Genomic DNA, 25,034 nt, shown 5'->3' with positions numbered 1-25,034 from the left:
TGGAGATGCGATGAAAAAAGTGCTTGTGACGGGATTTGATCCGTTTGGAGAAGAAACGGTGAATCCATCGCTGGAGGCGGTCAAACAATTAGCCGGATGGAAAACTGATATGTATATCGTTGAAGTTCGGGAGATTCCAACGGCTTTTGGCACATCATTAGAAAAATTGCATGATGCAATCAAGCAAGTGGATCCTGATGTTGTTATTTGTGTCGGACAGGCAGGGGGGAGAGCCGATATTTCCGTTGAAAGAGTAGCGGTGAACGTCAATGATGCACGCATTCCCGACAACGAAGGCAATCAGCCGATTGACGAACCCGTTGTTCTAGGCGGTCCTGTCGGCTATTGGTCAACTTTGCCGGTCAAAGCGATTGTCCATGAGTTGAGACGTCACGGTATACCAGCCTCTGTCTCTTATACAGCTGGAACGTTTGTATGCAATCATGTGTTTTACGGGTTGATGCATTATATTGCCCAAGCGAAGATGCCCATTCGGGGTGGATTTATCCATATCCCGTATCTGCCGGAACAAGCAGTCCGGCATCCAGCACAGCCCAGCATGGCATTAGAAACCATTGTGAAAGGACTGCGGATTGCCATTGACGTGGCGATCGAACGTGAAGAAGATATCCAAGCGATTGGCGGGCAAATTTGTTAAGGAGGATTCGTTTATTTGCCTTTGTTTAGCCTTTCTCGCCTGCTCAGCATGGATTTGGCCAAACAAAAAACGGTCGCCGTGGAGGTGGGAATGCAAAACACCGGATTAGGCGTGGCGGTTGCCACGGCGAATTTTTCGCCCTTGGCGGCTGTTCCAAGCGCGATTTTCAGCGTGTGGCACAACATATCCGGATCGATCCTCGCGACGATTTTTCGCCGAATGGAAGAGAACAATAAACACGTGCCGGGAATGGAGAAAAACACGAATATCGCAGTGCAGTAAGGTTAAACAGCGGCTCCGTAAGAGAGGGAGTCCGCTGTTTTCTAATTAATAGAAGAGGAGACTAAGAAGGACGTAACATTCCTTCTAAATAACCGCTCCATGCTTTATTTGCTTGTCGAGTACCGGCTTGTGTACTCGTTTTTATGGGAAGACGAGCCGACAAGCCGGGATGAGTACTTCCATGCCCGCCTGACGTTTTGGCATTGCGTCCGCTTGATGTGGAAAAACTTTATCCTCGGCCACCATCACGTCATGACCGAGCATACGTTTTTTATTTTGCCGGCCTGGTTGATAGCCTTGTATCTCGTTTTCGTGAAAAAACGATGGAAGCAGGAGCGGGCGTTTCTGTTTTTGTTCGCATTGAACTTCGCCCTGTCGGCGTGGTATGCGTTTTGGTTTTATAAAGGATGGCGGCCGCTTACTGAGCTGTTTCATTTTTTGGACACGTTTAACTTTGCCCGCTTTCATTTTTTGCGCCCGATGATCATTTATGTGCAGTTTGCGCTGGCGCTGAAAATCATATGGCAGTGCAGCGAAAACGGGAGAAAGTGGGCAAAGCGGCTACTGGCGGCCCAAGTGACTTTGGTATTTTTTATCAATGAAGAAATTGTCTTCCGCTATGAGCCGACGGTGAAGCAATTTTACGCGGAAAAACAGTTCCAAGAAATTAGGCAATACATCGGTCTTCCGGTGGCCGACTACCGCGTCGTCAGCATCGGCCTTCATCCAGCCATCGCCCAATACAACGGATTTTACACGCTCGATACGTACAACAACTTTTACCCGCTGTCATACAAATACGGAATTCCGCAAAATCATTGAGCAGGAACTAGCCAAAAGCAAAACGATCCGCACGTATTTTGACGAATGGGGCGGTCGGTGCTACATCTTCACTGAAGAACTTGGAAAACGGTGCATGTTCACGAAACACTCGAAACAGCGGCTGAAGAACTTGCAATTGAATACAGAGCAGCTGAAAAAGATGGGCGGCCGCTACATTTTCTCGGCCGTTCCGATCGATAACGTGGCGGAAAACAGGCTTGTGTTGGACCGCGTGTTCACGTCCGATGAGTCGGCGTGGACGATTTACTTGTACAAGGTGGAATAGAAACATCGATTCCCTATTTTGAAAGGGAAGACCGCTGTTTTACGAGCCTAGCTGCGGGGCTGATCCAAACGCGCAAGCTGCCGGTTGTGCCATCTCGAAAGCAACAGTAAGGCAATGATCGTTCCGATCAATGTGCATACCATATCCCATTGGGTGTCCCAAATATCGCCTTGCGTGCCCAAAAAGTCTTTCGATGCCTTTCTTCCTTTGGAGATGATGGAAACGAGCCATTCGATGATTTCATACAAGGCGGCAATGGCGAGCGACATGCTTGTGACGATCGTGAAAAGCCAAGGACCGCGCGACAGCGGCGTTTTCCGCAGCACGATCTCCCTCAGGACGATGGCGAACGTTCCTTTAAGGAAATGGCCAAACCGGTCATAATGGTTGCGTTCGAAATGGAACGCATCTTTGATCCAGTTAAAAAAAGGAACTTTGGAGTAAATATAATGGCCGCCGATCAACATGAGGACCGCCAGCATGGCGATGATGACATACGACATCGTTGTCAACCGGAATCGTCGATACAGGGCCATCACGATCACAAGCCCCACAAGCGCTGGGGCGACCTCAAGCGCCCACACCGCATAGCTGGTTGGATGAATGGCCGACCAAACGAACACAGCGGCGACGATCAGCAACAACAGCCCATGAATGCGGGTTTGCCTTGCTTGTTCCACCATTTTTTCCTCCTTGGAATAGCGAAATTCGTCTATCGTCATTATTCGGAAAAACTGGGATTTTATACAAATCATCTTCAAGCGGAGGAGGAGCAGAACGGGTTTGTGTTGAAAAAATAGGGCAGGGAAGAGAGTGGTTATGGAAACTATTTACATTAGTCGGGGCTTGACCAACATTAATTGGATGGAAAATTAGGGGGAGAATGGACATGGAACTCGTTTCTTTTTTGCTTTCCAATGAGATTCGCGAGCGGGCGGAACGTATGTTTTTGGAACATCAAGAGCGTATTTTGTGGTTGCTTCCCAAAGCAGATGTGCAGCATGTCGGAAGCACGGCGATTCCCAACAGTCTCACGAAAGGGGATGTGGACCTGCAAGTGCGGGTTCCGAAGTCGATGTTTGTGGAGGCGATCGAGAAGCTATCTACCTTGTATAAGGTGAATGAGGAAAGTATTCGGACCGATTCATTTTGCGCGTTTTATGATGAGATGGCTGATTTGCCGTTAGGAGTGCAGCTGACGGCCATTGGTTCGGAACTTGATCTGTTTTGGAAGTTTCGCGAGGTGTTGCTGGCCAACGATCGGTATAGAGTCGAATATGATGAGTTGAAAAAGAAATACGAAGGAAAAAACATGGAAGAATACCGACAGGCGAAACAACAGTTTTTCGGGTACCTGATGAAAACGCCGGAGTTTCAGCGGCTGCAAGGAAGCGAAGGGGGAGGAGGTTGTGGACGTGATGGCACGAAATAACGCGCAAGGTGGCGTTTGTATCCCTCAGGTAGGGAAACCTTCCTAATTTTCAACGAGGATGCGAATGCATATTCGCATTTGCTTGATTTGATGGTATAATGAAACATGCACAGCCATATGCAGGGTGGGCAGTGGCCACTCCCTGAACGAAAGGGGGTGGTGCTGATGATGCCGATTGCCGACGCGCTGACGCTCATGATTGCGTTTGCGTCACTCATCGTCGCGGTGATCGCCGTATCAAAAGACAAAAAGTAACCCACCCTGCTAGGCCGAGGCGAGGGTAGGTTACGATGCCCGAGGCTTGGGCCACTGCGCTTCTTGCAGCGGCTGTGTATGGACAGGGCATTGGTGGCCGCCAATGTCCTGCTTTATTATACGTTCCTGCTTCTTTTATTATACGCGCATAGGGAAGGGGATGACAAGAACTTTAGAGAAAGGGACAGTAAAGATCGACAAAAATGAAAAAGACGGTTGACTCTTTCATTTTTTTATAGTAAATTTTACATTGTCGTTCCGATTCTGAAGGAACTAAAACAAAAAATCCTTGACAAACTGTTTGGTTGTTTTATAATAAATATCGTCGCCATTGCCTAGTGGTGATAGCGGAGGGGAAACACCCGTTCCCATCCCGAACACGGAAGTTAAGCCCTCCAGCGCCGATGGTAGTTGGGGCCAGCGCCCCTGCAAGAGTAGGTCGCTGCTAGGCAATCGCGTGGAGTATTAGCTCAGCGGGAGAGCACCACGTTGACAGCGTGGGGGTCACTGGTTCGATCCCAGTATACTCCACCATCATGGGGCGTTAGTTCAGGGGGAGAACGCTTCGCTGGCAGCGAAGAGGTCAGGGGTTCAAATCCCCTACGCTCCATTGCATGCGGTCGTGGCGGAATGGCAGACGCGCTAGGTTGAGGGCCTAGTGGGGGCGACCCCGTGGAGGTTCAAGTCCTCTCGACCGCATCGCTCCAAACAGCTACGGAGGAGTACCCAAGTCTGGCTGAAGGGGTCGGTTTCGAAAACCGATAGGGGTGTCACAGCCCGCGGGGGTTCGAATCCCTCCTCCTCCGCCATACAGCGATCATGGAGACTTAGCTCAATTGGTAGAGACGAGCATAAGCATCATCGAATTCGCTTCGAGTTGTCCCGACGCATCCCGCTTCATCGAATTGGCTGGAAGAGGAAGGGACACAACAGAAATCAACGAGTCACGGTTTACTCATATTATGCCGACTTAGCTCAATTGGTAGAGACGAGCATCCGCTTCGTCGAATTTGCTTCGAGTTGTCCCGACGCATCCCGCTTCATCGAATTGGCTGGAAGAGGAAGGGACACAACAGAAACCAACGAGTCACGGTTTACTCATATTATGCCGACTTAGCTCAATTGGTAGAGCAACTGAATCGTAATCAGTAGGTTGCGGGTTCGAGTCCTGCAGTCGGCATCGTTATTACGGAGGGGTAGCGAAGTGGCTAAACGCGGCGGACTGTAAATCCGCTCCCTTTGGGTTCGGCGGTTCGAATCCGTCCCCCTCCATTTTTCTTTTCCATCAACGGGCCTATAGCTCAGCTGGTCAGAGCGCACGCCTGATAAGCGTGAGGTCGGTGGTTCAAGTCCACTTAGGCCCATTTGTTATGACGGAAGGGGCTGGCTTGAAATGCACTTGCATTTTGGGTCAGCCTTTCTTTTTTGTCGTTTTGAAGTTTCCCTTAGCGTAACCGTAGGCGGGAGGGCGTTCAATCAATGGACATACTTCCCATAATCCGGGACAGCGATGCGGTCAAAATCGCGGGCGAGTTTCGTCAATCCTTCGCGCAATTCGTCTCCTGACACCGGGGCGCCGTGTCCCGTAACAGCGACCGATGGGAAGAGGGCGGCCAGTTTGCGCACCGACTCGCGGGCGGCTTCCCAGTCGGTCGTATAGTAGCGCGGCGGGCCGCTGATTTCGATTTGTTGGGTCAACACTTTATACAGCGAATCTTGGCGCACGGTGACAAACGCATCGCCAGCGATTAAGGCCGCATCGCGCGGGCGGAACAAGGAAATGTGCCCCGGTGTGTGTCCAGGCGTGTGAATCCAACGAAATTCCGGCAAGTGCGGGACGGTGCCATCCTCAGGGAGAGGTTGGACACGGTTGCCAAGATGGATCGGTTCGTTTGGGAAAAACGTCGAGATTTTGGCGAGAAACCCTCCCTGAACGGATGCGTCCGGTTCCGGGTAGCGCGCTTTGCCAGTCAAATACGGCAGCTCGTCTTTGTGGGCGTACACCGGTACATTCCATTCCCGGACGAGTTCAATTAATGCTCCAACGTGGTCAAAGTGGCCGTGAGTCAAAATAATGGCTTGCGGGCGGCTGCCGCTGCCAAAGCGGTTTTCCACGGCAGAAATAATATCATCTGCTGCCCCCGGCATCCCCGCATCGACGAGGACGAATGCGTCGCCAGGACGGCCGATAAGGCAAATGTTGACGATTTGGATCGTATGGCAGTACAGGTCGGGCAATACACTCACTCCGACGCCGCTTGCCACAGACGTCGCAGGAATAAAATGATAGTCTTCCCCGTAATACAATGGTTCGTCGGCCATCAAATCCCTCCTTTGAATCGTTGTCCAACGATAGCATGCCGCATTGCCTTGCCTCCTATACAGAGGGGGCTAGTCTAACTCGACATGAAGCGTCAAACAATGGTACAATAAGGAAAACAGAATGTCACAAGGAGGCTTCAAACGAATGAGCATTTTGAAAAAAGGATTGGCATTCGGGCTGGGACTGGCGATTGCAAGCAAAGAACAAGTGGAAAAGATCATTGACGAGCTTGTCAAAAAAGGGGAATTGTCGCTTGACGAATCGAAGGAAGTGATCGATCAATGGAAGCAGCAGACCGAAGCGCGGAAAACGGAAGTGCAGCGGCTCGTGCGCGAGCAAATCAAACAAGTGATCGACAAGCTTGAACTGGCGACAAAAGAAGACGTACGGCAGCTCGAGGAGCGAATCCGCCGCCTTGAGGAAAAGGAACAAAGCGGGCAGTAAACCGATGCGGCCTGCCCGCTCGCTTTTTGCTGCCTTAGGAGAGATGTCCCGATGATCGGAAAACGGATGCGCCATATCGGAAGGTATCACGAAATCGCTGTCTCCTTGCTTCGGCACGGATTCGGAATGATCGTCGATGAGCTCGGCTTTTCGTCGTTTCTTTCGTTGCCGCCGCGCTGGAGAGCGGAGCAAGGGAAAAAGGAAGGAAAAACGGTCGGGGAGCGGCTCCGCCTTGTGCTCGAGGAGCTCGGCCCGACGTTCGTGAAGCTCGGGCAAATTGCCAGCACACGGCCGGATTTGATTCCCGCTCCAATCATCAGCGAGCTCGAAAAACTGCAAGACCAAGTTCCGCCGTTTCCGTTTGCCGACGTTCGCCGGTCGGTGGAAACCGAACTGGGGGAGTCGCTTGAAACGTTGTTTCGTTCATTTGACGAAACGCCGCTCGCGGCCGCTTCGCTCGGACAAGTGCACCGGGCGGTTCTTCCTTCCGGACAAGCCGTGGCGGTGAAAGTGCAGCGTCCGCACATCGCTGCGCGGGTGGAGACGGATCTGGAAATTTTGCAAGATTTGGCCGTGCTGGCGGAACGTCGTCTCGATTGGGCGGCAACCTACCAATTGTCTGAGATTGTCGATGAACTGGCGCGTTCATTACGGCAGGAGCTGGACTATACAGTCGAGGCGCGCCATGCGGAACGGTTTGCACAGCAGTTTGCCGGCGATTCGTCGGTGTATGTCCCGACGGTGTTTTGGGATTATACGACGAAAACCGTGCTCACGATGGAATATGTCGAAGGAATGAAACTTGGGGAGCTCGAGCGGCTGAAAGCGAACGGCCACTCCTTAAAAACGATCGCCGAACGTTTGGCTGAAGCAACCTTTAAACAAATGTTTGAGCATGGATTTTTTCATGGCGACCCTCATCCTGGCAATGTATTCGTTCTTGACGATGGAAGGCTTTCCTTCATTGACTTTGGCTTGATGGGCCGCCTTCGACCTCATGTCAAACATCATCTTTCCTCACTCATCATCGCCTTAATGCGGCAAAACACGGATGGGGTGTTGGGTGCGATTTACGGTTTAGGGATTGTGCCTGACGGGGTCGATGAAGGAAAATTGCGCGATGATATTGACGAGCTGCGGGAGAAATACTACCGCGTTCCGCTCAGTGAGGTGAGTCTCGGGGAAGCCGTCGAGGATTTGCTTTCGGTGGCATTTCGCCATGGCATTCGCATCCCAAGCGATTTGACGCTGCTAGGGAAAGCGCTGTTGACGGTCGAAGGGGTCGTGGAGACGCTTGACCCGCAGTTTCGCATTATGGACGTCGCCGAACCGTTTGGAAGAAGATTGATGAAAGAGCGGCTTCGTCCCGACCGCGTGGCGGAAACAGCGTGGAAACGGATTTTTGATTATGGTGAATGGCTGCTCCGACTACCGGGGGGCGTAAAGGAATGGACGAAAATGATGCGGCATGGCAAGCTTCGGTTGGAAATCACGGCTCCTGATTTGGAAGCGCTGCTGCAGAAGCTCGATCAGATTACGAACCGGCTGTCGTTCAGCATCGTTCTTCTTTCGCTGAGCATCGTCCTCGTCGGCCTTATGATCGCTTCATCACTGGGCCGGACGTCAACGTTGCTGTGGAATATTCCTGCTGTTGAAATTGGATTGGGAGTGTCCGCTTTTCTATTCGGGTGGCTGCTTTACTCGATTTTTCGTTCAGGAAAATTTTAGTCGAAAATTCTTGAATGTTTGATGCAGTCCGATCCGTCGAGGGTGCCCCAAACACAACGGGACTCCTTTTTTCATCGCCATACATGCACGAAGCACGTTTGTTAAGCGATGCTAGGTAGACAGCTGGAGTGGAAAGCCGGTGAGGATTCCAGCATAAATTCCACGCTTTGGATTATACTAACGGTGCTGTCTGAGACAGCGTTTGGGGAGTGGAAAAGGGGTTTAGGGAGGATCGATGATGACTGTTTCTCTACCTGTTGTTTGGGCGGTGGAACTCCTAGCAGTCACGTTGAGTGTTGCAGGAATTTTTTGGATTTCCAAACAGCATGTACGGACATATGCGGTTTTGTATGCATTCAGCGCGGTGGCCGGCATCGTTCTTTGCTTTGCATTTGTTTATGCCGGATTTTACTCCTTCCCTGTCAAACTTGTTCCCCATACACCGATTCCGCTCGTGGAAATGGCAACCATCATTCCGTTTTTCGTTTTGTTTGGAGTCAAGTACAGTCCGGAAAGCTGGGCATGGAAGCTCCCCTTTTACTTTGCGATGGTGCAGTTGATTATGCTGTTTGAGTTGATCGCGCTTGTATCGCCGCTCTCTCTGATTGATTATAAGAAGTGGGATGCGTGGGATTCGTACACCGCTTGGTGGCTGTATTTGCTGTTCTTTGAGTGGATGGGCGGAAAAATTGTCCCCAGAAAAGCGCGCTCCCCGCTTGCGGCTTCCTCTTTCCGCTACGGCCGGTGGGGATGGATCATCGTCCATGCGATTGCCATGACGACCGTTTTTTTGGCGGGCATGTATGCGGGATGGGGGTTGCGCGACAGCGGTTTGTAGCAAGGAACAGGGCTGTGTTTTTCTGGAAGGGGCCCGAAACATTTTCCGTCTCATAGAAGGATTTTTCTTTCTCCATCGCGAAACAAGTACTGCAAAAAAAGAGAGAAAAGGAAGGAGAGGACCCGATGCCCATTGTCAACCCAAGCCGTGAAGAAATCGGCGAGATTTTGCGCAAGGCGAAGCGGATTGCCGTCGTCGGGTTGTCCAACAATCCAGAGCGCGAGTCGTATATGGTGGCGAAAGCGATGAAAGACGCTGGATACGAAATCATTCCGGTCAATCCGATGATCGATGAGTGGGAAGGCATTCCGGCGGTTGACCGCTTGACTGACATCGAAGGTCATGTCGACATCGTCGATGTGTTCCGCCGCTCTGAACATTTGCCTGAGCTGGCCAGAGAGTTTGTGCAAATCGACGCCGACGTGTTTTGGGCGCAGCTTGGCGTCGTCAATGAGGAGGCGTATCGCTTTTTGAAAGAAAAAGGCTGCACGGTCATTATGGACCGCTGCATTAAAGTGGAACATGCGCTCACCAAGCGTGCTTAATCCATGAAACGGCCATCTTGTTCGAGATGGTCCTTTCGTTTTTTTGTCGCGCTTGTCCGAATTTGTCGGGGGATGTCAAAAGACAATGGACAGTCGGAAAGTTTATGATACAATAGAAACAGATGTTCTTGTTTTTGGAGGAAGGGGTGTCCTTGTGGCAAAGCGAGCGACATACGAATATAACGAAGATGCCATTCAAGTGTTGGAAGGACTTGAGGCAGTCAGGAAGCGGCCGGGAATGTACATTGGCAGCACCGACAGCCGCGGCTTGCATCATCTTGTCTATGAAATCGTTGACAATTCAGTCGATGAGGCGTTGGCCGGATATGGGAATTACATTTTGGTGCAAATACATAAAGACAACAGCATCACCGTCCTCGACGAAGGGCGCGGCATGCCGGTCGGGATGCATAGGCTCGGCAAGCCGACGCCGGAAGTCATTTTGACCGTGCTTCATGCCGGCGGCAAGTTCGGCCAAGGGGGCTATAAAACGAGCGGCGGCCTGCACGGAGTCGGGGCGTCGGTTGTCAACGCCTTATCCGAATGGCTCGTCGTCACGATTCATCGTGATGGATTCATTTACCAGCAGCGGTTTGAGCATGGAGGCAAACCGGTGACGGCACTTGAAAAAATTGGAACTACAGACAAAACCGGGACGATCGTCCAGTTTAAGCCGGACCCAACGATTTTCAGCACAACGGTCTTTGATTATGAGACGTTGAGCGAGCGGCTGCGTGAATCGGCGTTTTTGTTAAAAGGGCTGAAAATTGAACTCATTGACGAACGGACCGGCATGCGCGAGGTGTTCCACTACGAAAACGGAATTGAAGCGTTTGTCGCCTATTTGAATGAGGACAAAGATGTGCTTCACCCGGTCGTTTATTTTGCCGGCGAGCAAAACGGCATTGAGGTCGAGTTTGCGTTCCAGTTTCATGACGGCTATTCGGAAAACGTGCTGTCGTTTGTCAACAACGTGCGCACAAAAGACGGCGGCACGCATGAGGCGGGTGCGAAAACGGCGATGACGCGCGTGTTTAACGAATACGCCCGGCGCGTTGGTCTGCTCAAGGAAAAGGACAAAAACCTCGAAGGGTCCGATATTCGCGAAGGGTTGTCCGCGGTCGTTTCCGTGCGCATTCCGGAGCATTTACTTCAATTTGAAGGGCAGACGAAAGGAAAGCTCGGAACGAGCGAAGCGCGTTCGGCCGTCGATGCGGTCGTGTCCGAGCAGCTCATGTACTTTTTGCAAGAAAACCCGGACGTAAGCGCGATGCTCATCAAAAAAGCGATCCGGGCGTATCAAGCGCGCGAAGCGGCACGTAAAGCGCGCGAAGAGGCAAGAAGCGGCAAAAAGCGGAAAGGGAAAGAGGCGCTTTTAAGCGGCAAGCTGACGCCGGCGCAAGGGCGCAATCCGCAAAAAAATGAGCTCTATCTCGTTGAAGGCGATTCGGCGGGCGGTTCGGCGAAACAAGGGCGCGACCGCCGCTTCCAGGCGGTGCTCCCGCTGCGCGGAAAAGTCATCAACACGGAAAAGGCGAAGCTTGGCGATATTTTGAAAAACGAGGAAATCAATACGATCATCCACGCCATCGGCGGAGGCGTCGGCGCGGACTTTTCGCTTGAGGATGTCAACTATGACAAAGTGATCATCATGACCGATGCCGACACGGACGGCGCCCATATTCAAGTGTTGCTTTTGACGTTTTTTTACCGCTACATGCGCCCGCTCGTTGAAGCGGGAAAAGTGTACATCGCCTTGCCGCCGCTTTACAAAATCAGCAAAAAAAGCGGCAAAAAAGAAATCATTGAATACGCGTGGACGGATGAGCAACTGCGGGACATTACGACACGACTGGGACGCGGCTATACGATTCAGCGCTACAAAGGGTTAGGGGAAATGAACGCTGACCAGCTATGGGAAACGACGATGAACCCGGAAACACGCACGTTGATCCGCGTGCGCATTGAAGACGCTGCCCGCGCTGAGCGGCGGGTGACGACACTCATGGGCGACAAAGTCGAGCCGCGCCGCAAATGGATCGAAACGCACGTCGCCTTCGGGCTTGAAGAGGAACCAGGATGGATCGGCTGATGGCGGCACGAAGAGGCGCCGCCTTTTTGCCGTTTATGTTCAGTGAGAAAGGAGAGAGAGCATGACAGAGCGATTGTTGGAATTGCCTTTAGAAGACGTGTTGGGCGACCGCTTTGGCCGCTACAGCAAATACATTATCCAAGACCGGGCGCTCCCGGATGCGCGCGACGGGTTGAAGCCCGTGCAGCGCCGCATTTTATATGCGATGTACATTGATGGCAACACGGCTGATAAACCGTTTCGCAAAGCGGCGAAAACGGTGGGGAACGTGATCGGCAACTTCCATCCGCACGGCGACTCATCGGTGTATGAAGCGATGGTGCGGATGAGCCAAGATTGGAAGCTGCGCAACGTGCTTGTGGAGATGCACGGCAACAACGGCAGCATCGACGGCGACCCGCCCGCGGCGATGCGCTACACAGAGGCGCGCCTGTCGGCGATTGCCGCCGAATTGCTTCGGGATATTGACAAAGAAACGGTTCCGTTTGTGCCGAACTTTGACGATACGACCGATGAGCCGACTGTCTTGCCGGCGATGTTTCCGAATTTGTTGGTGAACGGCTCGACCGGGATTTCGGCCGGCTATGCGACCGACATTCCCCCGCATGCGCTTGGCGAGGTGATCGACGCCGTCTTGATGCGGATCGACCGGCCGGATTGCACCGTTGACGAGCTGATGACGGTTCTTCCCGGCCCCGATTTTCCGACCGGCGGCATTATCCAAGGGAAAGACGGCATCCGCAAGGCGTATGAAACGGGACGCGGGAAAATCATCATCCGCGCCAAAGCCGCCATCGAGCAGGGAAAAGGCGGGAAAAAGCACATTGTCATCACGGAACTGCCGTATGAAGTGAACAAAGCGAATTTAGTGAAAAAAATGGACGAGCTTCGCCTCGACAAAAAGCTCGACGGCATCGCCGATGTGCGCGATGAAACGGACCGGAACGGGTTGTCGATTGTCATCGAGTTGAAAAAAGACGCCGATGCGGAAGCGATTCTCAACTACTTGTACAAAAACACGGATTTGCAAGTGCCGTACAGCTTCAACATGGTGGCGATCCATGAGCGCCGGCCGAAGCTGATGAGTTTGCCGGAGCTGTTGGATGCCTACATCGCCCACCGGAAAGAAGTCGTCACCAACCGCTCGCATTTTGAGCTGAAAAAAGCGAACGAGCGGAAGCACATCGTCGACGGCTTGATTCGGGCGCTTTCCATTTTGGATGAGGTGATTGCGACGATTCGCGCTGCAAGCGACAAGCGCGACGCCAAAGAACGGCTGATGGCTCATTACGGATTCACCGAAGCGCAGGCCGAGGCGATCGTGACGCTTCAGCTGTACAGACTGACGAACACCGATATCACGGCGCTGCGTCAAGAAGCGGACGAGCTCGACAAAACGATCGCGGAACTGACCGCGGTCTTGGCTGATGAGAAAAAGCTGTTGTCCGTGATTAAAAAAGAATTAAAAGCCATGAAAAAGCAATACGCCGACGAGCGGCGGACGGTGATTGAAGAGGAGATTGAAGAGCTGAAAGTCAAGATGGAGGCGCTCATTCCGGCGGAAGATGTAATCGTCACTGTAACAAAAGAAGGATATGTGAAGCGGACGAGCTATCGTTCCTACAGCGCCTCAAACGGCCAAGACATGGGCATGAAGGAAACGGATCGGCTGCTTGCCCAACTCGAGATGAATACGACCGATGTGCTTTTGCTTTTCACCCGCCGCGGCTACTATTTATACTGCCCGGTGCATACGCTCCCTGATATCCGTTGGAAAGAGGTCGGCCAGCACATTTCCCATCTCATTCCGCTTGAACGCGACGATGAACTCGTCGCCGCTGTTCCAGTCTCTTCCTTTAACAACGGGGAGCAGCTTATCTTTGTGACGAGGCAAGGGCTCGTCAAGCGAACGGAACTTGCTCAATACCAAGTGCAGCGCTACACCCGACCGCTTGTGGCCGTCAATGTGAAAGAGGATGATGACGTCGTCACCGTCTACGCGACGGATGGATGCGGCCATCTTTGGCTGGCGACGCATGATGGACATGCGCTCTTGTTTGCTGAGGAGGAGATCAGCCTTGTTGGCGTGCGTGCGGCTGGCGTGAAAGGGATTCAATTGAAGGAAGGAGACTTTGTCGCCGCCGCTTGCCCCGTTCGCCTGGAAGAGGGGGCTCGTTCGTCGTCGTGACGCAGCGCGGAGCGGTGAAAAAAGTGGCCATGAGTGAGTTTGAGCCCTCCTCACGGGCGAAGCGCGGCGTTGTGATCATACGTGAAGTGAAGTCCAACCCGCATCGCATTGTTGGCGCTGTCTTTGTCGGTAGCGATGAAGAAACGGTTGGGCTGCGGACGGAAAAAGGAGTCATCGAAACGATTCAAGCTTCTTCGCTCCGTCCGTCTGACCGTTACAGCACCGGTTCGTTTGTTGTGGACATTGACGAAGCTGGAGCGGTGGTGGATGTCTGGAAAGAGCCGGTGAAGCTGCTTGGAAAAGGGGAGGAAGGATGAGATTCAAACGTCAAGAACCGTTCCGGTATCAGTTTGGCCGGCCGCTTCCGGCCGAACTGCGCATAACCGGCGGCGAGCGCAGCGTCTACATTCATGATCTAAGCCCGCATGGGATGAAAATCGAAACGGAAGGCCGCCTTCCCTTTTCAGCAGGGGGAACGCCCGTTGATATCTCGTTTTCGTTGCCCGCTGCCTCCTTTACGCTGCGGGGTCAGCTCGTCTGGGAAAGACCGTTTGTACACGCCTACTATTACGGCGTCCGCCTCCATGTAACCAAACAAGAAGAAGTGCACTTGATCGAAGCCATCAAACGGCATGCGGTCGAGAGCCGTCGAACATGATGCAAAAGGCCCCGCGTTTTGGCGGGGCCCCTTTTTTTTGAAGTATGGCACACCAATGAATGTGTTTGTCATTTTTTTGAACAGCTCATCCTTGCCAAAATTTCCACCATTTGTGCCGAGCTCGAGCAGCGCTCGTGCTGGCAGCGGTTTGCCGAAACGACAACACGAGCTCACGAAACGCTTTTTCCCGTTCTAAAATGCGCAGTTCGAGCTGTTTTCGCTCCTCTTCCTGTCTTGCTTTTTCCTCTTGACAGAACGCGACGACCGTTTCCAAATGTTCATGCAGCTGTTCCGTTTTTTGCTGCCATGCGTCCTCGTAATCGCGGAGCGAACGGCGCACCGTTTCGGCAGCTGCCGTCGTTTGCTCCTCGATGTAGTCGAGGCGGCCTTTCACCTCATCCATCGCTTGCCGGATCGCAGCTGTCGTTTCCTGTTTCAAGGCGTTGACGATATCGTCTTTTAAGCGGGCCGCCAACTGTTCAGCTATGTATGGCATCCCTTGATGAAACAGGCGGGGCACATCGATGATTTCCCCTTCCATGACGGCTGTTTCCACTTGAGTGGCTGTCTCGTTGGCTCTCTCTTCCAGTTGTCCGTCCATTTGCCTGATCATTTCAGCCACTTCGCGCGGGTGGCGGCCGTCCTCAAGCCAAGTGCGAATATGGCGAAACCGATCGATCAGTTCATCGGTGTAGATGCGCGCACCCTCGATTGTGCGCGGGACGACAATCGATTCTGCAAACTGTTTTTCCCATTGTTTTAAATCCCGGGCCGTCACCCCGATTTTTTTCGCTGCTTCACGAAGTGTATAGGTTTTCATCGCATGTCTCATCCTTTCTTGTCGTTTGGCATGAATAGGTGTGGATTATTGTTTATTTTCCTACTCGGTTGATGATTTTCCTGCTTCTTGACAAAACATCACAAAAGAAGTGGAAGTTAGCAAAAAAACAACAACTATTGTCGAAAAATGAAGAAGGTCATCGAAAGATGTTGACAAACTTGTATATACAGGATAAAATGAAATCGAGTTGTATATACAAGTTTTTGGCGACCGGTTGCTGAAAGCGATTTAGTTTACGCATAGCGATGGAGAGAAAAGGGAGGCATTCATCCATGGGAGCATATCAACAAGCAGCCGCGCAAATCGTTGAAGCCATCGGCGGCAAAGACAACATCATCGCCGCCACGCATTGCGTGACACGGCTCCGGTTTGCGCTCAAGGATGAAGGAAAGATCGATAAAGAGGCGCTTGAACGCATCGATGTCGTGAAAGGCTCGTTTTCGGCCAACGGCCAATTTCAAGTCGTCATCGGCCAAGGACTTGTCGATAAAGTGTATGATGACCTCGTCGAGCTGACGGGCCTCAGCCGAGCGACGAAGCAGGAGATCAAAGATGCGGCGGAAGCGAAGCTCAATCCGCTTCAGCGCGCCATTAAGACGCTTGCTGATATTTTCATTCCGATTTTGCCGGCGATCGTGACGGCCGGTTTGTTAATGGGGATTAACAACGTCTTGACAGGCCCGGGCATTTTTTACGAAGGGAAATCGTTTGTCGAGGTGCACAAAGAATGGGCCGACTTGGCCGGGATGATTAACTTGATCGCCAATACGGCGTTCGTCTTCCTGCCCGGTTTGATCGGCTGGTCGGCGGTGACGAAATTCGGCGGCAGCCCGCTCTTAGGGATTGTGCTTGGTTTGATGCTCGTCCACCCGGATTTGTTGAACGCTTGGGGGTGGGGAGCGGCGAAAGAAAAAGGAGAGATTCCAGTTTGGAACTTGTTCGGCTTTGAAGTGCAAAAGGTAGGCTATCAAGGGCAAGTGTTGCCGGTTTTGGCGGCGTCCTACGTGCTGGCGAAGCTGGAGCTGTTTTTGCGTAAGCGCATACCGGATGCGTTTCAGCTGTTGCTTGTCGCGCCGCTTGCGTTGCTCATTACGGGCTTTTTGTCGTTCATCGCCATCGGGCCGGTCACCTTTGCGATCGGCAATGCCATTACCCACTTGTTTGTGACAATTTTTGACACGGTTCCAGCTCTCGGTGGTTTGCTGTATGGAGCGCTGTATGCGCCGCTTGTCGTCACCGGTATGCATCATACGTTCTTGCCGGTCGACTTGCAGCTCATTGCGAATACGGGCGGAACGTTCTTATGGCCGATTTTGGTCATGTCAAACATCGCCCAAGGGTCAGCGGCGCTGGCGATGATGGTTATCGCCAAAGACGAAAAGCTGCGCGGCTTGTCGTTCACATCGGCGGTGTCCGCTTATCTTGGCATTACCGAGCCGGCTATGTTCGGGGTCAACTTGCGCTTCCGCTTTCCGTTTATTGCGGCGATGACGGGTGCGGCGATTGCCGGCATGTTTATTACGCTCAACCACGTAATCGCTCCGTCGATTGGCGTCGGCGGCCTGCCGGGGTTCTTGTCGATCGTGCCGCAAAAGTGGACGCCGTTCTTTATCGGCATGGCGATGGCGATTGTGGTGCCGTTTGCGTTGACGTTTATCTTTGGGAAAGTGCGTAAAGGCGCCCGCTAACGGTTGAGATCTGTTGTAGTAAGGGAAGTATGTTCTAAATAATCAATTTACTAACATACCATTGGCCGCCGACGCCAATGGTATGTTTTTATCCCGACGAACGAGGTGAAGAGAGATGTCAACAACCCCTTGGTGGAAAAAAGCGATCGTTTATCAAATTTATCCGAAAAGCTTCTACGACACGAATGGAGACGGCATCGGCGATTTGCCAGGAATCATTGAAAAGCTCGATTATTTACAAGAACTGGGCGTCGATGTCATTTGGCTGACGCCGATCTACGCGTCGCCGCAGCGCGACAACGGTTATGACATCAGCGATTATTTCCGCATTCATCCTGAATACGGAACGATGGACGATTTTGACCGTTTGCTTCAAGAAGTGCACGCGCGCGGCATGAAGCTGGTGATGGACATGGTCGTCAACCATACCTCAACCGATCATGAATGGTTCAAGCAGGCACGCTCCTCGAAAACGAACCCATACCGCTCGTTTTACATTTGGCGCGATCCGAGGCCGGACGGTGGAGCGCCGAACAACTGGCAGTCGAAATTCGGCGGCTCGGCTTGGGAATACGATGAACGAACCGGGCAATATTATTTGCATTTGTTCGATGTGACGCAAGCTGATTTGAATTGGGAAAACGAAGAGATGCGCCGCCGCATTTATGACATGATGCATTTTTGGCTCAAAAAAGGAGTGGATGGCTTTCGGCTTGACGTCATCAACTTGTTGTCAAAAGACCAGCGCTTTCCGGATGATGACGGTTCGGTGCCGCCGGGGGACGGGCGCCGCTTTTATACGGACGGACCGCGCATTCATGAGTTTTTGCAAGAGATGAACCGCGAAGTGTTTTCGAAATATGACGTCATGACGGTCGGGGAAATGTCGTCGACGACGATCGATCAGTGCATCCGCTACACGAACCCGAACTACCGTGAGCTGAATATGACGTTTAACTTTCACCACTTGAAGGTCGATTATCCGAACGGAGAAAAATGGGCAGTCGCCCCATTTGATTTCCTTGCCTTAAAACGCATTTTATCCGAATGGCAAGTCCGGATGTATGAAGGCGGGGGCTGGAACGCGCTCTTTTGGTGCAACCACGATCAGCCGCGCATCGTGTCGCGCTATGGTGATGACGGGACGTATTGGAAAGAGTCAGCGAAAATGCTGGCGACGACGATCCATTTGATGCAAGGAACGCCCTATATTTACCAAGGCGAAGAAATCGGCATGACGGACCCGAAATTCACCGATATTCGCGACTACCGCGACGTCGAGTCGCTCAACATGTACCGGATTTTGCGGGAACAAGGCAAAAGCGAGCGGGAAGTGCTTGAGATTTTGCAACGGAAATCGCGCGACAATTCACGCACGCCGATGCAATGGGACGACAGCCCGCATGCTGGTTTCACGTCCGGAACGCCGTGGATTCGCGTCGCCGACAACTACCGGCGCATTAACGTGAAACAGGCGCTCTCCGACCGCGATTCAATTTTTTACCACTATAAGCGGCTGATTGAATTGCGCAAGCAGTATGACATCATCACGACCGGGCGCTATGAGCTGCTGCTTGCGGACGATCCGCATATTTTTGCCTATATGCGTCATGGCGATGGAGAAAAGCTGCTTGTTGTCAACAATTTTTATCCAGTCGGAACGACGTTCACGCTGCCGGGAGAAGCAGGAGCCGATGGCTATACGGGAGAACTGCTGCTCACCAATTATTCGGACGCGCCGGCCGATTTTCGCCGCATGCAACTGCGCCCATACGAATCGGTTGTTTATCTTTTGCGCCGGCCGTGATACAATACAAGCGGTGATTCTTATGCATGAAAACAAATATTTAACCATTTACCATGACCTCATTTCCCGCATCCGCCGCGGAGAATGGAAGGCGTACGACAAGTTGCCGTCAGAACACGAGCTCGCCGCCCGGTATGAGACATCGCGTGAGACGATCCGCAAAGCGCTTCAGTTGTTGTCCGAGCACGGTTATATCCAAAAAATGAAAGGGAAAGGATCGATCGTCCTTGATGTCGGCAAATATGACTTTCCCGTATCTGGGCTGGTCAGCTTTAAAGAATTGGCGCAAACGATGAAACAGCCGGTGCGGACGATTGTGCATGAACTGGCGGTCATCAAGCCGGACGGCGAACTCCGGCAGCAGCTGCGCGCCTCAAGCAAAGATGAAGTGTGGAAAGTTGTGCGCGTCCGCCAAATCGGCGGAGAGCGGATTATTTTAGATAAAGACTTTTTCCTAAAAAAGCATGTGCCTCTATTGACCAAAGAGATTTGTGAAGACTCGATTTATGAATATTTGGAAACGAAGCTGCATTTGCCGATCAGCTTTGCGAAAAAAGAGATATCGGTCGACGAAGCGACGGACGAAGACCGCCGTTATTTGGACCTAAACGGCGATGACCGCGTCGTTGTCGTCAAAAACTATGTATATTTAAGCGATGCTGCATTGTTTCAATACACGGAATCGCGTCACCGGCTCGACAAGTTCCGATTTGTCGATTTTGCGCGCCGGAAATGACGACGCTTTCCGTGCCCCCAAGTTGTTTGAGAGCCAGCCTGGGGCTGATGGAAGTGAGCCACGCTGCAAACTGCAGCGCGGCTTTTTTTATAAGTAAAACTATGTTCTAAATAATCAATGAAAATCATAAAAAAAATACATTATGGCTATCCTTCTTGATAACAACATCATCGCGAAGGAGGCGCCGACGTGGAAGGAACATGGTGGTCGCTGTTGCCTTTTCTGCTCATCATTCCGTTGGCGGTATGGCTGAAAGAAATTTTGCCCGGCCTCGTGGCCGGATTGCTCGTCGGAGCGTTTTGCCTTGAGTGGTCGGCTGTCGGCGCGATTGAGCGTGCTGTTTCCGCTGTTCTTCACACCCTCACCGATTCGGAGCATATGAAGGTGGTCGCGTTTTTGTATTTGTTCGGTTCGCTTGTCGGCATGATGCAAATTACCGGCGGGATCAAAGGGTTTGTCGACATGTTGTCCGGCCGCATCCGCACAAAGCGGGGGCTGCTGTTGTTTGTTTGGCTGACGGTGCCGGTGACGTTTTTCATGCCGATGTTTCGCATCATGCTTCTTGGACCGGTGATGAAAGCGGTCCTTCGTCAATTTCGCGTCGACCGCCGCCGCATGGCGTATATGATCGACGTCTCGACCGAACCGATCATCGTGCTTTTGCCGGCGGCGACAGCGTTTGTCGGCTTTATGACCTCGGTTGTAGCTGGGGCGCTAGGGCAAAATCGCATTCACGCGTCGCCGTATAACGTGTTTTTGCAAAGCCTGCCGTACAACTTGTTCGCCATTGTCGCTCTGGTCATCGGGCTGTTGACAACGGTGTTGAACATTCGGATCGGCAAACCACGGGCGAAAAAAGGAGAAGGGGAAACGAACGAACTGCATGGACTCGGATTGCGAAAGGAGTTGGCGCTGATCAAAGGAGAGCCGCTTCATTTATTCGTTCCGTTGGCGCTATTGCTTGTACTGACATTTGCCTTTTTTGTCTATGACGGCCGGCAGAGCGGAGCGAGCGGATGGATCGAGGCGTTTTCCGAAGCTGATGCGACATGGGCGATGCTGTTGGCGCTGTTTGTCACCATTTTGCTAACGATTGTGTTTTATTTGTGGCGCAGGCAGTCGCTTTCAGAGTTGACGTATCACTTTTTCGCCGGGGGAAACGAAATGATGGCGCCGATCGGCATGCTCGTTCTCGTCTGGGCAGTCTCGGCGGTGGCGGGGAGCTTGGATTTGCAGATTACATCTCGGCGACGTTCGGCACGTGGCTGCCAGGCCCGTTCGTGCCGGCAGCTGTTTTTTTGGCCGGTTCGTTTTTGTCCTATTTCATCGGCTCGTCATGGGGGACGTGGGGCATTTTCATGCCGCTTGGCGTCACGCTTTCCCATGCGACCGGGGCGCCGCTTGAGGTGACAGTCGGCGCTGTGTTTGCGAGCGGAACATTCGGCGCATTCGCTTCGCCGCTTGGCGATACGACCATCACAACCGCAGCGATTATGGATATGGATTTAATGAGCTATGCGAAATACAAGCTGCGCATCTCTCTCATTTGCGCCGGCGTGTCGCTCGTTGGATACGTTCTTTTGCCGCTTTGGATGGGGTGACTGTAGATGCGCAGCCTGCCATCGCCGGTCTTTTTCTTTCAAACGTCAAAATAAAAATCTATCCCTCAATAGAGGAGATTCCCGTCTTTCTTATAACAAACTTTTTTTTCGTCACGGGATTCTATATCATAAACAATGTTCTAAATAATCAACAATCTAAAAAAACCATTGCAAGCTTAAACGAATCAGAGTATGATAAAGACAACATACCGACTAGTTGGTAAAATAAAAAAAGGAACACCTAGCATCCACCACGGTAGATGAAGAAAAGAAGAAGGGGAGAGGAAGAAATGAAAACGCATACGATTACCATCAATCCACGCTTTTGCGAAACCGATGCGCTCGGACATTTGAGCAACATCAGTTATTTTATTTATTTGGAAGAAGCACGCACTCGCCTGTTCGACGAATTGCGCTATGGCGGGCGGACAGACGACTGGCACTTTATTTTAGCATCCACGAAATGTGACTTTGTCAATCAAGGATTTTTCGGCCGGCGGCTGCGCGTTGAGACCAACATCTCCCGCATTGGCAATAAAAGCTTTCAATGCATCCATCGCATTATTGAGGAAGAAACCGACAAACTCATCGCCATTGGGGAGGCGGCGGTCGTCCATTTCAATTTCCAAACGCAAACGAGCGAACCGCTGCCTGACGATTTGCGGGCATTGCTCGCCCAATATCTCGTTCCGTCCATCGAGGAAACGACTCCGTCTCAATCGTGCGAGAAAAAATGATGAGACTTGCCTTCCTTGATCTGCCGCCTACATGGCGGATTTTTTTGGCTTTTCTTCAGTTTTTTTTCGTACCGAGCCGCCGGCGGTTACATACTGTAGTAAATAGGCGGATTGCGGAAAGGAAGAGCGAGAATGACGATTCACGCAACAATCGGCAGTGCAACGTATACGTGCGGCGGGGAGCTTGAGACGTATTTTCAACCGTTTCGCGACGAAACGATCGGCCGCCTTCAACCGTTTTCCACCCCGTTTGGCGAACAGCGGCTTATTTACGCCGACTGGACGGCCAGCGGACGGCTGTACCGACCGATTGAAGAGAAACTGACGCACGAGCTTGGCCCGTTTGTCGGCAATACGCATACAGAATCCAATGTAACTGGGACAAAAACGACGCTTGCCTATCGCTATGCAAAAGAAATCATTAAACAGCACGTTCATGCCGGGAAAAACGACGTCTTGATCATGCAAGGCGCCGGGACCACAAGCGCCGTCAACAAGCTGCAGCGTCTGCTTGGCTTGCGCGTACCGGAACGGTGGAAGCACCACTTGTCCCTTCATGATGAGGAGCGGCCAGTCGTCTTTGTCACCCATATGGAGCACCATTCAAATTTATTGCCATGGGTGGAAACCATCGCGGAAGTCGTGGCGGTCCGGCCGACAGAGAACGGGGATGTCGATCTTGACCATTTGCGCGAGCTGCTGGAGCGCTACCGAGATCGGCCGCAAAAAATCGGTGCATTTACTGCTTGCTCGAACGTCACGGGGTTGGAAACCCCATATCATAAGCTGGCGAAAATCATGCACGAGCATGGCGGCCTTTGCTTTGTTGATTTTGCCGCTTCCGCTCCGTACGTCCGCATCGATATGCATCCGGACGACCCAATGGAGCAGCTTGACGCCATTTATTTCTCACCCCATAAGTTTCTCGGCGGGCCAGGCAGCGCCGGCGTGCTTATCTTTAACAGCCGTCTTTATCATCAGCATGCTCCGGATCACCCCGGCGGCGGGACGGTGTATTGGACCGACCCGTGGGGGAACTATGAATACATCCAAGCCATTGAAGAACGCGAAGATGGCGGAACACCGCCGTTTTGGCAAACCATCAAGGCAGCGTTGGCCATCCAGCTGAAAGAGCAAATGAACGTAAAACAGATGCGCGCCCGCGAAAAGGAACTTGTTTCCCTTCTTTTGCCGGCGTTGAAAAGCACTCCCGGTGTCCGCGTGCTTGAAGGACATCGGAACGATCGTCTTGGCATCATCTCGTTTGTCATAGATGGGTTGCATTACAACCTTGTTGTCAAACTGCTGAATGACCGCTTCGGCATTCAAGCACGCGGCGGCTGTTCCTGCGCCGGACCTTACGGCCACTATTTGCTTGGCATCGACAAGGAACAATCCGCTGCGTTGCTTCAAGAAGTCAAAAGCGGCAATCCTCTCGCCAAACCAGGTTGGGTGCGTCTGTCGCTCCATCCTACGATGACGAACGAAGAAGTGTATGCGATCATCCGCGCCGTCCGTCAAATTGCCCGCTATGGCCGCCGCTGGCAGGAGGAATACGAGTACGATGCTGGGAAAAATGAGTTCGTCCACCGTGACGATGATCGGTACATTCGGCATTTCTTCCTTTTTTGAGCGGTTGCTGCAGCAATGCTTAAACTCTGACATATAGCCAAGGGGGAATTCAGGCAGAAAGATATGTTTCCGCCTTGCGATCACAACGAAACGTTTTCATTATGAGGATCGTCCGTGTTCCACGGACGGCTTTTTTGCGCATTTTTGTTTTCACCTTTGGTCAAAAGCAGTACAATGAAAGCATCTCGATCAAAAAAGAAGGGGAGAACGATGAACGAGTTGTATCACTTGCTTGTGCGGACCGATCGGGAGCAACAATTGTACAACCAAGCGCGTCGCCTTGCGGAACGATTTGTCCAACGGGCAGCGCATGATGACGAACAAGCAACGTTTCCATTTGCCGATTTTGCCGATTTAAAAGAGGCTGGATTCCTTTCCTTGACCGTCCCAACCGAATACGGCGGCCAAGGGGCGTCGCTTTATGAGCTCGTGCTCGTGCAAGAAACGATCGCCCAAGGCTCTGGGGCAACCGCCTTGGCGTTCGGCTGGCATGCAAGCATTCTCATGCGTTTATTTTTGCTTCGCCGCTGGCCGGAGCCGGTGCTCGCCCGCCTGGCGAAAGAAGTCGTTTGCCGCCACGCGCTCATCAACAGCGCTCATTCCGAACGGGCGACAGGCAGCCCGGCGCGCGGGGGCAAACCCGAAACGACGGCCGTTTTTCGCGATGGCCGCTTTGTGCTTCGCGGACGAAAAACCTTTGCGTCACTGGCTCCTGCACTCGATTACGTCTTAATTTCCGCCACGATGGAAGACGGTCGGGTCGGTGAATTTCTCGTGCCGATGTCTGCTTCAGGCATCCGCATCGAGCCGACGTGGAACACGCTTGGCATGCGGGCGACGCGCAGCGATGATCTTGTTCTTGAAGAAGTCGAAGTCGACCAAGAGGCGCTCGTCGAGACGCTCGGGGAATCGAACGAAGCCGCACCGGCGCAAGGATGGCTGCTGCACGTTCCGGCTTGTTACTTAGGCATCGCCATTGCAGCGCGCAACGAGGCTCTCCGCTTTGCACAAATGTACCAGCCGAACACGTTGTCTCATCCGATCGCCTCAACACCAGAAGTGCAGCGGAAAATCGCTGAAATGGAATGGCGCCTCACTCATGCACGCCATTTCCTGTACGCGGTCGCCGACTTATGGGATCGCTATCCGGAAAAACGGATGGCGATGAAAGAGGAGTTGGCAACAGCCAAATTGGTCGCCACCAATACCGCGCTTGAAGTCGTCGATTGGGCGATGCGCATTGTCGGCGGACAAAGCTTGTTTGCTGACAACCCGCTCCAGCGGCATTACCGTGACGTCCGCGCTGGACTCTACAACCCGCCGGCGGATGACTTGACGTTTCAATGGCTTGCCAAGCGGGCACTGGCCCACAACCCGCCGGCGCCATGAAACAAGAAAGCGGGTGGAATAATAGAAAGCGTAAAGAGGATCACTCAAATGA

General features: G+C 52.3%; 18 protein-coding genes, 7 tRNA genes, 1 rRNA gene and 4 pseudogenes. 27 read left to right on the top strand and 3 right to left on the bottom strand.

Annotated elements, in window-relative coordinates; translation table 11 throughout:
* Window positions 1-10: 10 nt before the first annotated feature.
* The 3 genes and pseudogenes from pcp to BJQ97_RS08685 all read left to right on the top strand — a co-directional run.
* On the top strand, window positions 11-658 hold the full coding sequence (gene pcp / locus BJQ97_RS08695; RefSeq protein ID WP_160156262.1) for a pyroglutamyl-peptidase I: 648 nt from the start codon (window positions 11-13) through the stop codon (window positions 656-658).
* A 24-nt stretch (window positions 659-682) separates the two neighbouring features.
* Window positions 683-940 (top strand): annotated as a pseudogene (locus tag BJQ97_RS08690) (bile acid:sodium symporter family protein); the annotation flags it as partial.
* 96 nt (window positions 941-1,036) lie between these two features.
* Window positions 1,037-2,048: pseudogene (locus tag BJQ97_RS08685) on the top strand (DUF6044 family protein); the annotation flags it as partial.
* Between the two features lie 47 nt (window positions 2,049-2,095).
* Here the strand turns inward: BJQ97_RS08685 and BJQ97_RS08680 are convergent.
* Window positions 2,096-2,728 carry a DUF2238 domain-containing protein gene (locus BJQ97_RS08680; protein ID WP_160157580.1) on the bottom strand — a complete coding sequence of 211 codons (633 nt, stop codon included), beginning with the start codon at window positions 2,726-2,728 and terminating at the stop codon, window positions 2,096-2,098.
* 209 nt (window positions 2,729-2,937) lie between these two features.
* Between BJQ97_RS08680 and BJQ97_RS08675 the strand changes: the two genes are divergently transcribed.
* The 10 genes from BJQ97_RS08675 (at window position 2,938) to BJQ97_RS08635 (ending at window position 5,099) form a co-directional block, all read left to right on the top strand.
* A complete protein-coding gene (locus BJQ97_RS08675) occupies window positions 2,938-3,480 on the top strand; it encodes a GrpB family protein (RefSeq protein ID WP_160156261.1) in 543 nt (180 codons plus the stop codon).
* A 165-nt stretch (window positions 3,481-3,645) separates the two neighbouring features.
* Complete coding sequence (locus BJQ97_RS17665; RefSeq protein ID WP_236567188.1) at window positions 3,646-3,735, top strand: putative holin-like toxin; 90 nt, start codon at window positions 3,646-3,648, stop codon at window positions 3,733-3,735.
* Between the two features lie 334 nt (window positions 3,736-4,069).
* Window positions 4,070-4,186 (top strand): 5S ribosomal RNA (rrf, locus tag BJQ97_RS08670).
* 8 nt (window positions 4,187-4,194) lie between these two features.
* Window positions 4,195-4,269: transfer RNA gene (locus tag BJQ97_RS08665), tRNA-Val, on the top strand.
* A gap of 4 nt (window positions 4,270-4,273) precedes the next feature.
* A tRNA-Ala gene (locus tag BJQ97_RS08660) sits at window positions 4,274-4,345 on the top strand.
* 6 nt (window positions 4,346-4,351) lie between these two features.
* Window positions 4,352-4,434 (top strand) — tRNA-Leu (locus BJQ97_RS08655).
* 17 nt (window positions 4,435-4,451) lie between these two features.
* Window positions 4,452-4,544, top strand: a tRNA-Ser gene (locus tag BJQ97_RS08650).
* A 298-nt stretch (window positions 4,545-4,842) separates the two neighbouring features.
* Window positions 4,843-4,915: transfer RNA gene (locus BJQ97_RS08645), tRNA-Thr, on the top strand.
* 10 nt (window positions 4,916-4,925) lie between these two features.
* Window positions 4,926-5,007, top strand: a tRNA-Tyr gene (locus BJQ97_RS08640).
* An 18-nt stretch (window positions 5,008-5,025) separates the two neighbouring features.
* A tRNA-Ile gene (locus tag BJQ97_RS08635) sits at window positions 5,026-5,099 on the top strand.
* 112 nt (window positions 5,100-5,211) lie between these two features.
* Here the strand turns inward: BJQ97_RS08635 and BJQ97_RS08630 are convergent.
* On the bottom strand, window positions 5,212-6,057 hold the full coding sequence (locus tag BJQ97_RS08630) for an MBL fold metallo-hydrolase (RefSeq protein ID WP_160156260.1): 846 nt from the start codon (window positions 6,055-6,057) through the stop codon (window positions 5,212-5,214).
* Between the two features lie 145 nt (window positions 6,058-6,202).
* On the opposite strand from BJQ97_RS08630, the gene BJQ97_RS08625 reads away from it, so the two are divergent.
* From BJQ97_RS08625 to BJQ97_RS08595, 7 genes and pseudogenes are all read left to right on the top strand, one after another.
* On the top strand, window positions 6,203-6,502 hold the full coding sequence (locus BJQ97_RS08625) for a phasin family protein (RefSeq protein ID WP_025950623.1): 300 nt from the start codon (window positions 6,203-6,205) through the stop codon (window positions 6,500-6,502).
* A gap of 51 nt (window positions 6,503-6,553) precedes the next feature.
* Entirely contained in the window at window positions 6,554-8,230 is a 1,677-nt protein-coding gene (locus BJQ97_RS08620) for an ABC1 kinase family protein (protein WP_160156259.1), read from the top strand.
* A 238-nt stretch (window positions 8,231-8,468) separates the two neighbouring features.
* Window positions 8,469-9,068, top strand: coding sequence for a CBO0543 family protein (locus BJQ97_RS08615; protein WP_160156258.1), 600 nt, complete (start codon window positions 8,469-8,471; stop codon window positions 9,066-9,068).
* A gap of 125 nt (window positions 9,069-9,193) precedes the next feature.
* The gene (locus tag BJQ97_RS08610; RefSeq protein WP_160156257.1) at window positions 9,194-9,613 is read left to right on the top strand and encodes a CoA-binding protein; all 420 of its coding nucleotides are present in this window, start codon (window positions 9,194-9,196) and stop codon (window positions 9,611-9,613) included.
* A gap of 154 nt (window positions 9,614-9,767) precedes the next feature.
* The gene (gene parE, locus BJQ97_RS08605) at window positions 9,768-11,705 is read left to right on the top strand and encodes a DNA topoisomerase IV subunit B (RefSeq protein ID WP_160156256.1); all 1,938 of its coding nucleotides are present in this window, start codon (window positions 9,768-9,770) and stop codon (window positions 11,703-11,705) included.
* 61 nt (window positions 11,706-11,766) lie between these two features.
* Window positions 11,767-14,210 (top strand): annotated as a pseudogene (gene parC, locus BJQ97_RS08600) (DNA topoisomerase IV subunit A).
* Window positions 14,207-14,551 (top strand): PilZ domain-containing protein, encoded by a 345-nt coding sequence (locus BJQ97_RS08595; protein WP_160156255.1) that lies wholly within the window; start codon window positions 14,207-14,209, stop codon window positions 14,549-14,551. Before parC ends, BJQ97_RS08595 begins: the two are co-directional and overlap by 4 nt.
* Window positions 14,552-14,636: 85 nt before the next feature.
* On the opposite strand, the gene BJQ97_RS08590 is transcribed toward BJQ97_RS08595, so the two are convergent.
* Window positions 14,637-15,371, bottom strand: coding sequence for a MerR family transcriptional regulator (locus BJQ97_RS08590; protein WP_160156254.1), 735 nt, complete (start codon window positions 15,369-15,371; stop codon window positions 14,637-14,639).
* Between the two features lie 293 nt (window positions 15,372-15,664).
* On the opposite strand from BJQ97_RS08590, the gene treP reads away from it, so the two are divergent.
* The 7 genes and pseudogenes from treP (at window position 15,665) to BJQ97_RS08555 (ending at window position 24,982) form a co-directional block, all read left to right on the top strand.
* Window positions 15,665-17,080, top strand: coding sequence for a PTS system trehalose-specific EIIBC component (gene treP, locus BJQ97_RS08585; RefSeq protein ID WP_160156253.1), 1,416 nt, complete (start codon window positions 15,665-15,667; stop codon window positions 17,078-17,080).
* A 115-nt stretch (window positions 17,081-17,195) separates the two neighbouring features.
* Window positions 17,196-18,887 carry an alpha,alpha-phosphotrehalase gene (gene treC, locus BJQ97_RS08580; RefSeq protein ID WP_160156252.1) on the top strand — a complete coding sequence of 564 codons (1,692 nt, stop codon included), beginning with the start codon at window positions 17,196-17,198 and terminating at the stop codon, window positions 18,885-18,887.
* A 22-nt stretch (window positions 18,888-18,909) separates the two neighbouring features.
* Entirely contained in the window at window positions 18,910-19,623 is a 714-nt protein-coding gene (treR, locus tag BJQ97_RS08575; RefSeq protein ID WP_160156251.1) for a trehalose operon repressor, read from the top strand.
* 189 nt (window positions 19,624-19,812) lie between these two features.
* Window positions 19,813-21,224 (top strand): annotated as a pseudogene (locus tag BJQ97_RS08570) (Na+/H+ antiporter NhaC family protein).
* Window positions 21,225-21,514: 290 nt separating this feature from the next.
* Window positions 21,515-21,961, top strand: coding sequence for an acyl-CoA thioesterase (locus BJQ97_RS08565; RefSeq protein WP_160156250.1), 447 nt, complete (start codon window positions 21,515-21,517; stop codon window positions 21,959-21,961).
* A gap of 132 nt (window positions 21,962-22,093) precedes the next feature.
* A complete protein-coding gene (locus BJQ97_RS08560; RefSeq protein ID WP_160156249.1) occupies window positions 22,094-23,593 on the top strand; it encodes an aminotransferase class V-fold PLP-dependent enzyme in 1,500 nt (499 codons plus the stop codon).
* 210 nt (window positions 23,594-23,803) lie between these two features.
* Entirely contained in the window at window positions 23,804-24,982 is a 1,179-nt protein-coding gene (locus BJQ97_RS08555; RefSeq protein WP_160156248.1) for an acyl-CoA dehydrogenase family protein, read from the top strand.
* The last annotated feature ends 52 nt before the right edge of the window (window positions 24,983-25,034 follow it).

The organism is Geobacillus sp. TFV-3 (assembly GCF_009901865.1).
Taxonomy (GTDB): Bacteria; Bacillota; Bacilli; order Bacillales; family Anoxybacillaceae; genus Geobacillus; species Geobacillus thermoleovorans_A.
This window is presented reverse-complemented; position numbering and strand designations above follow the sequence as displayed.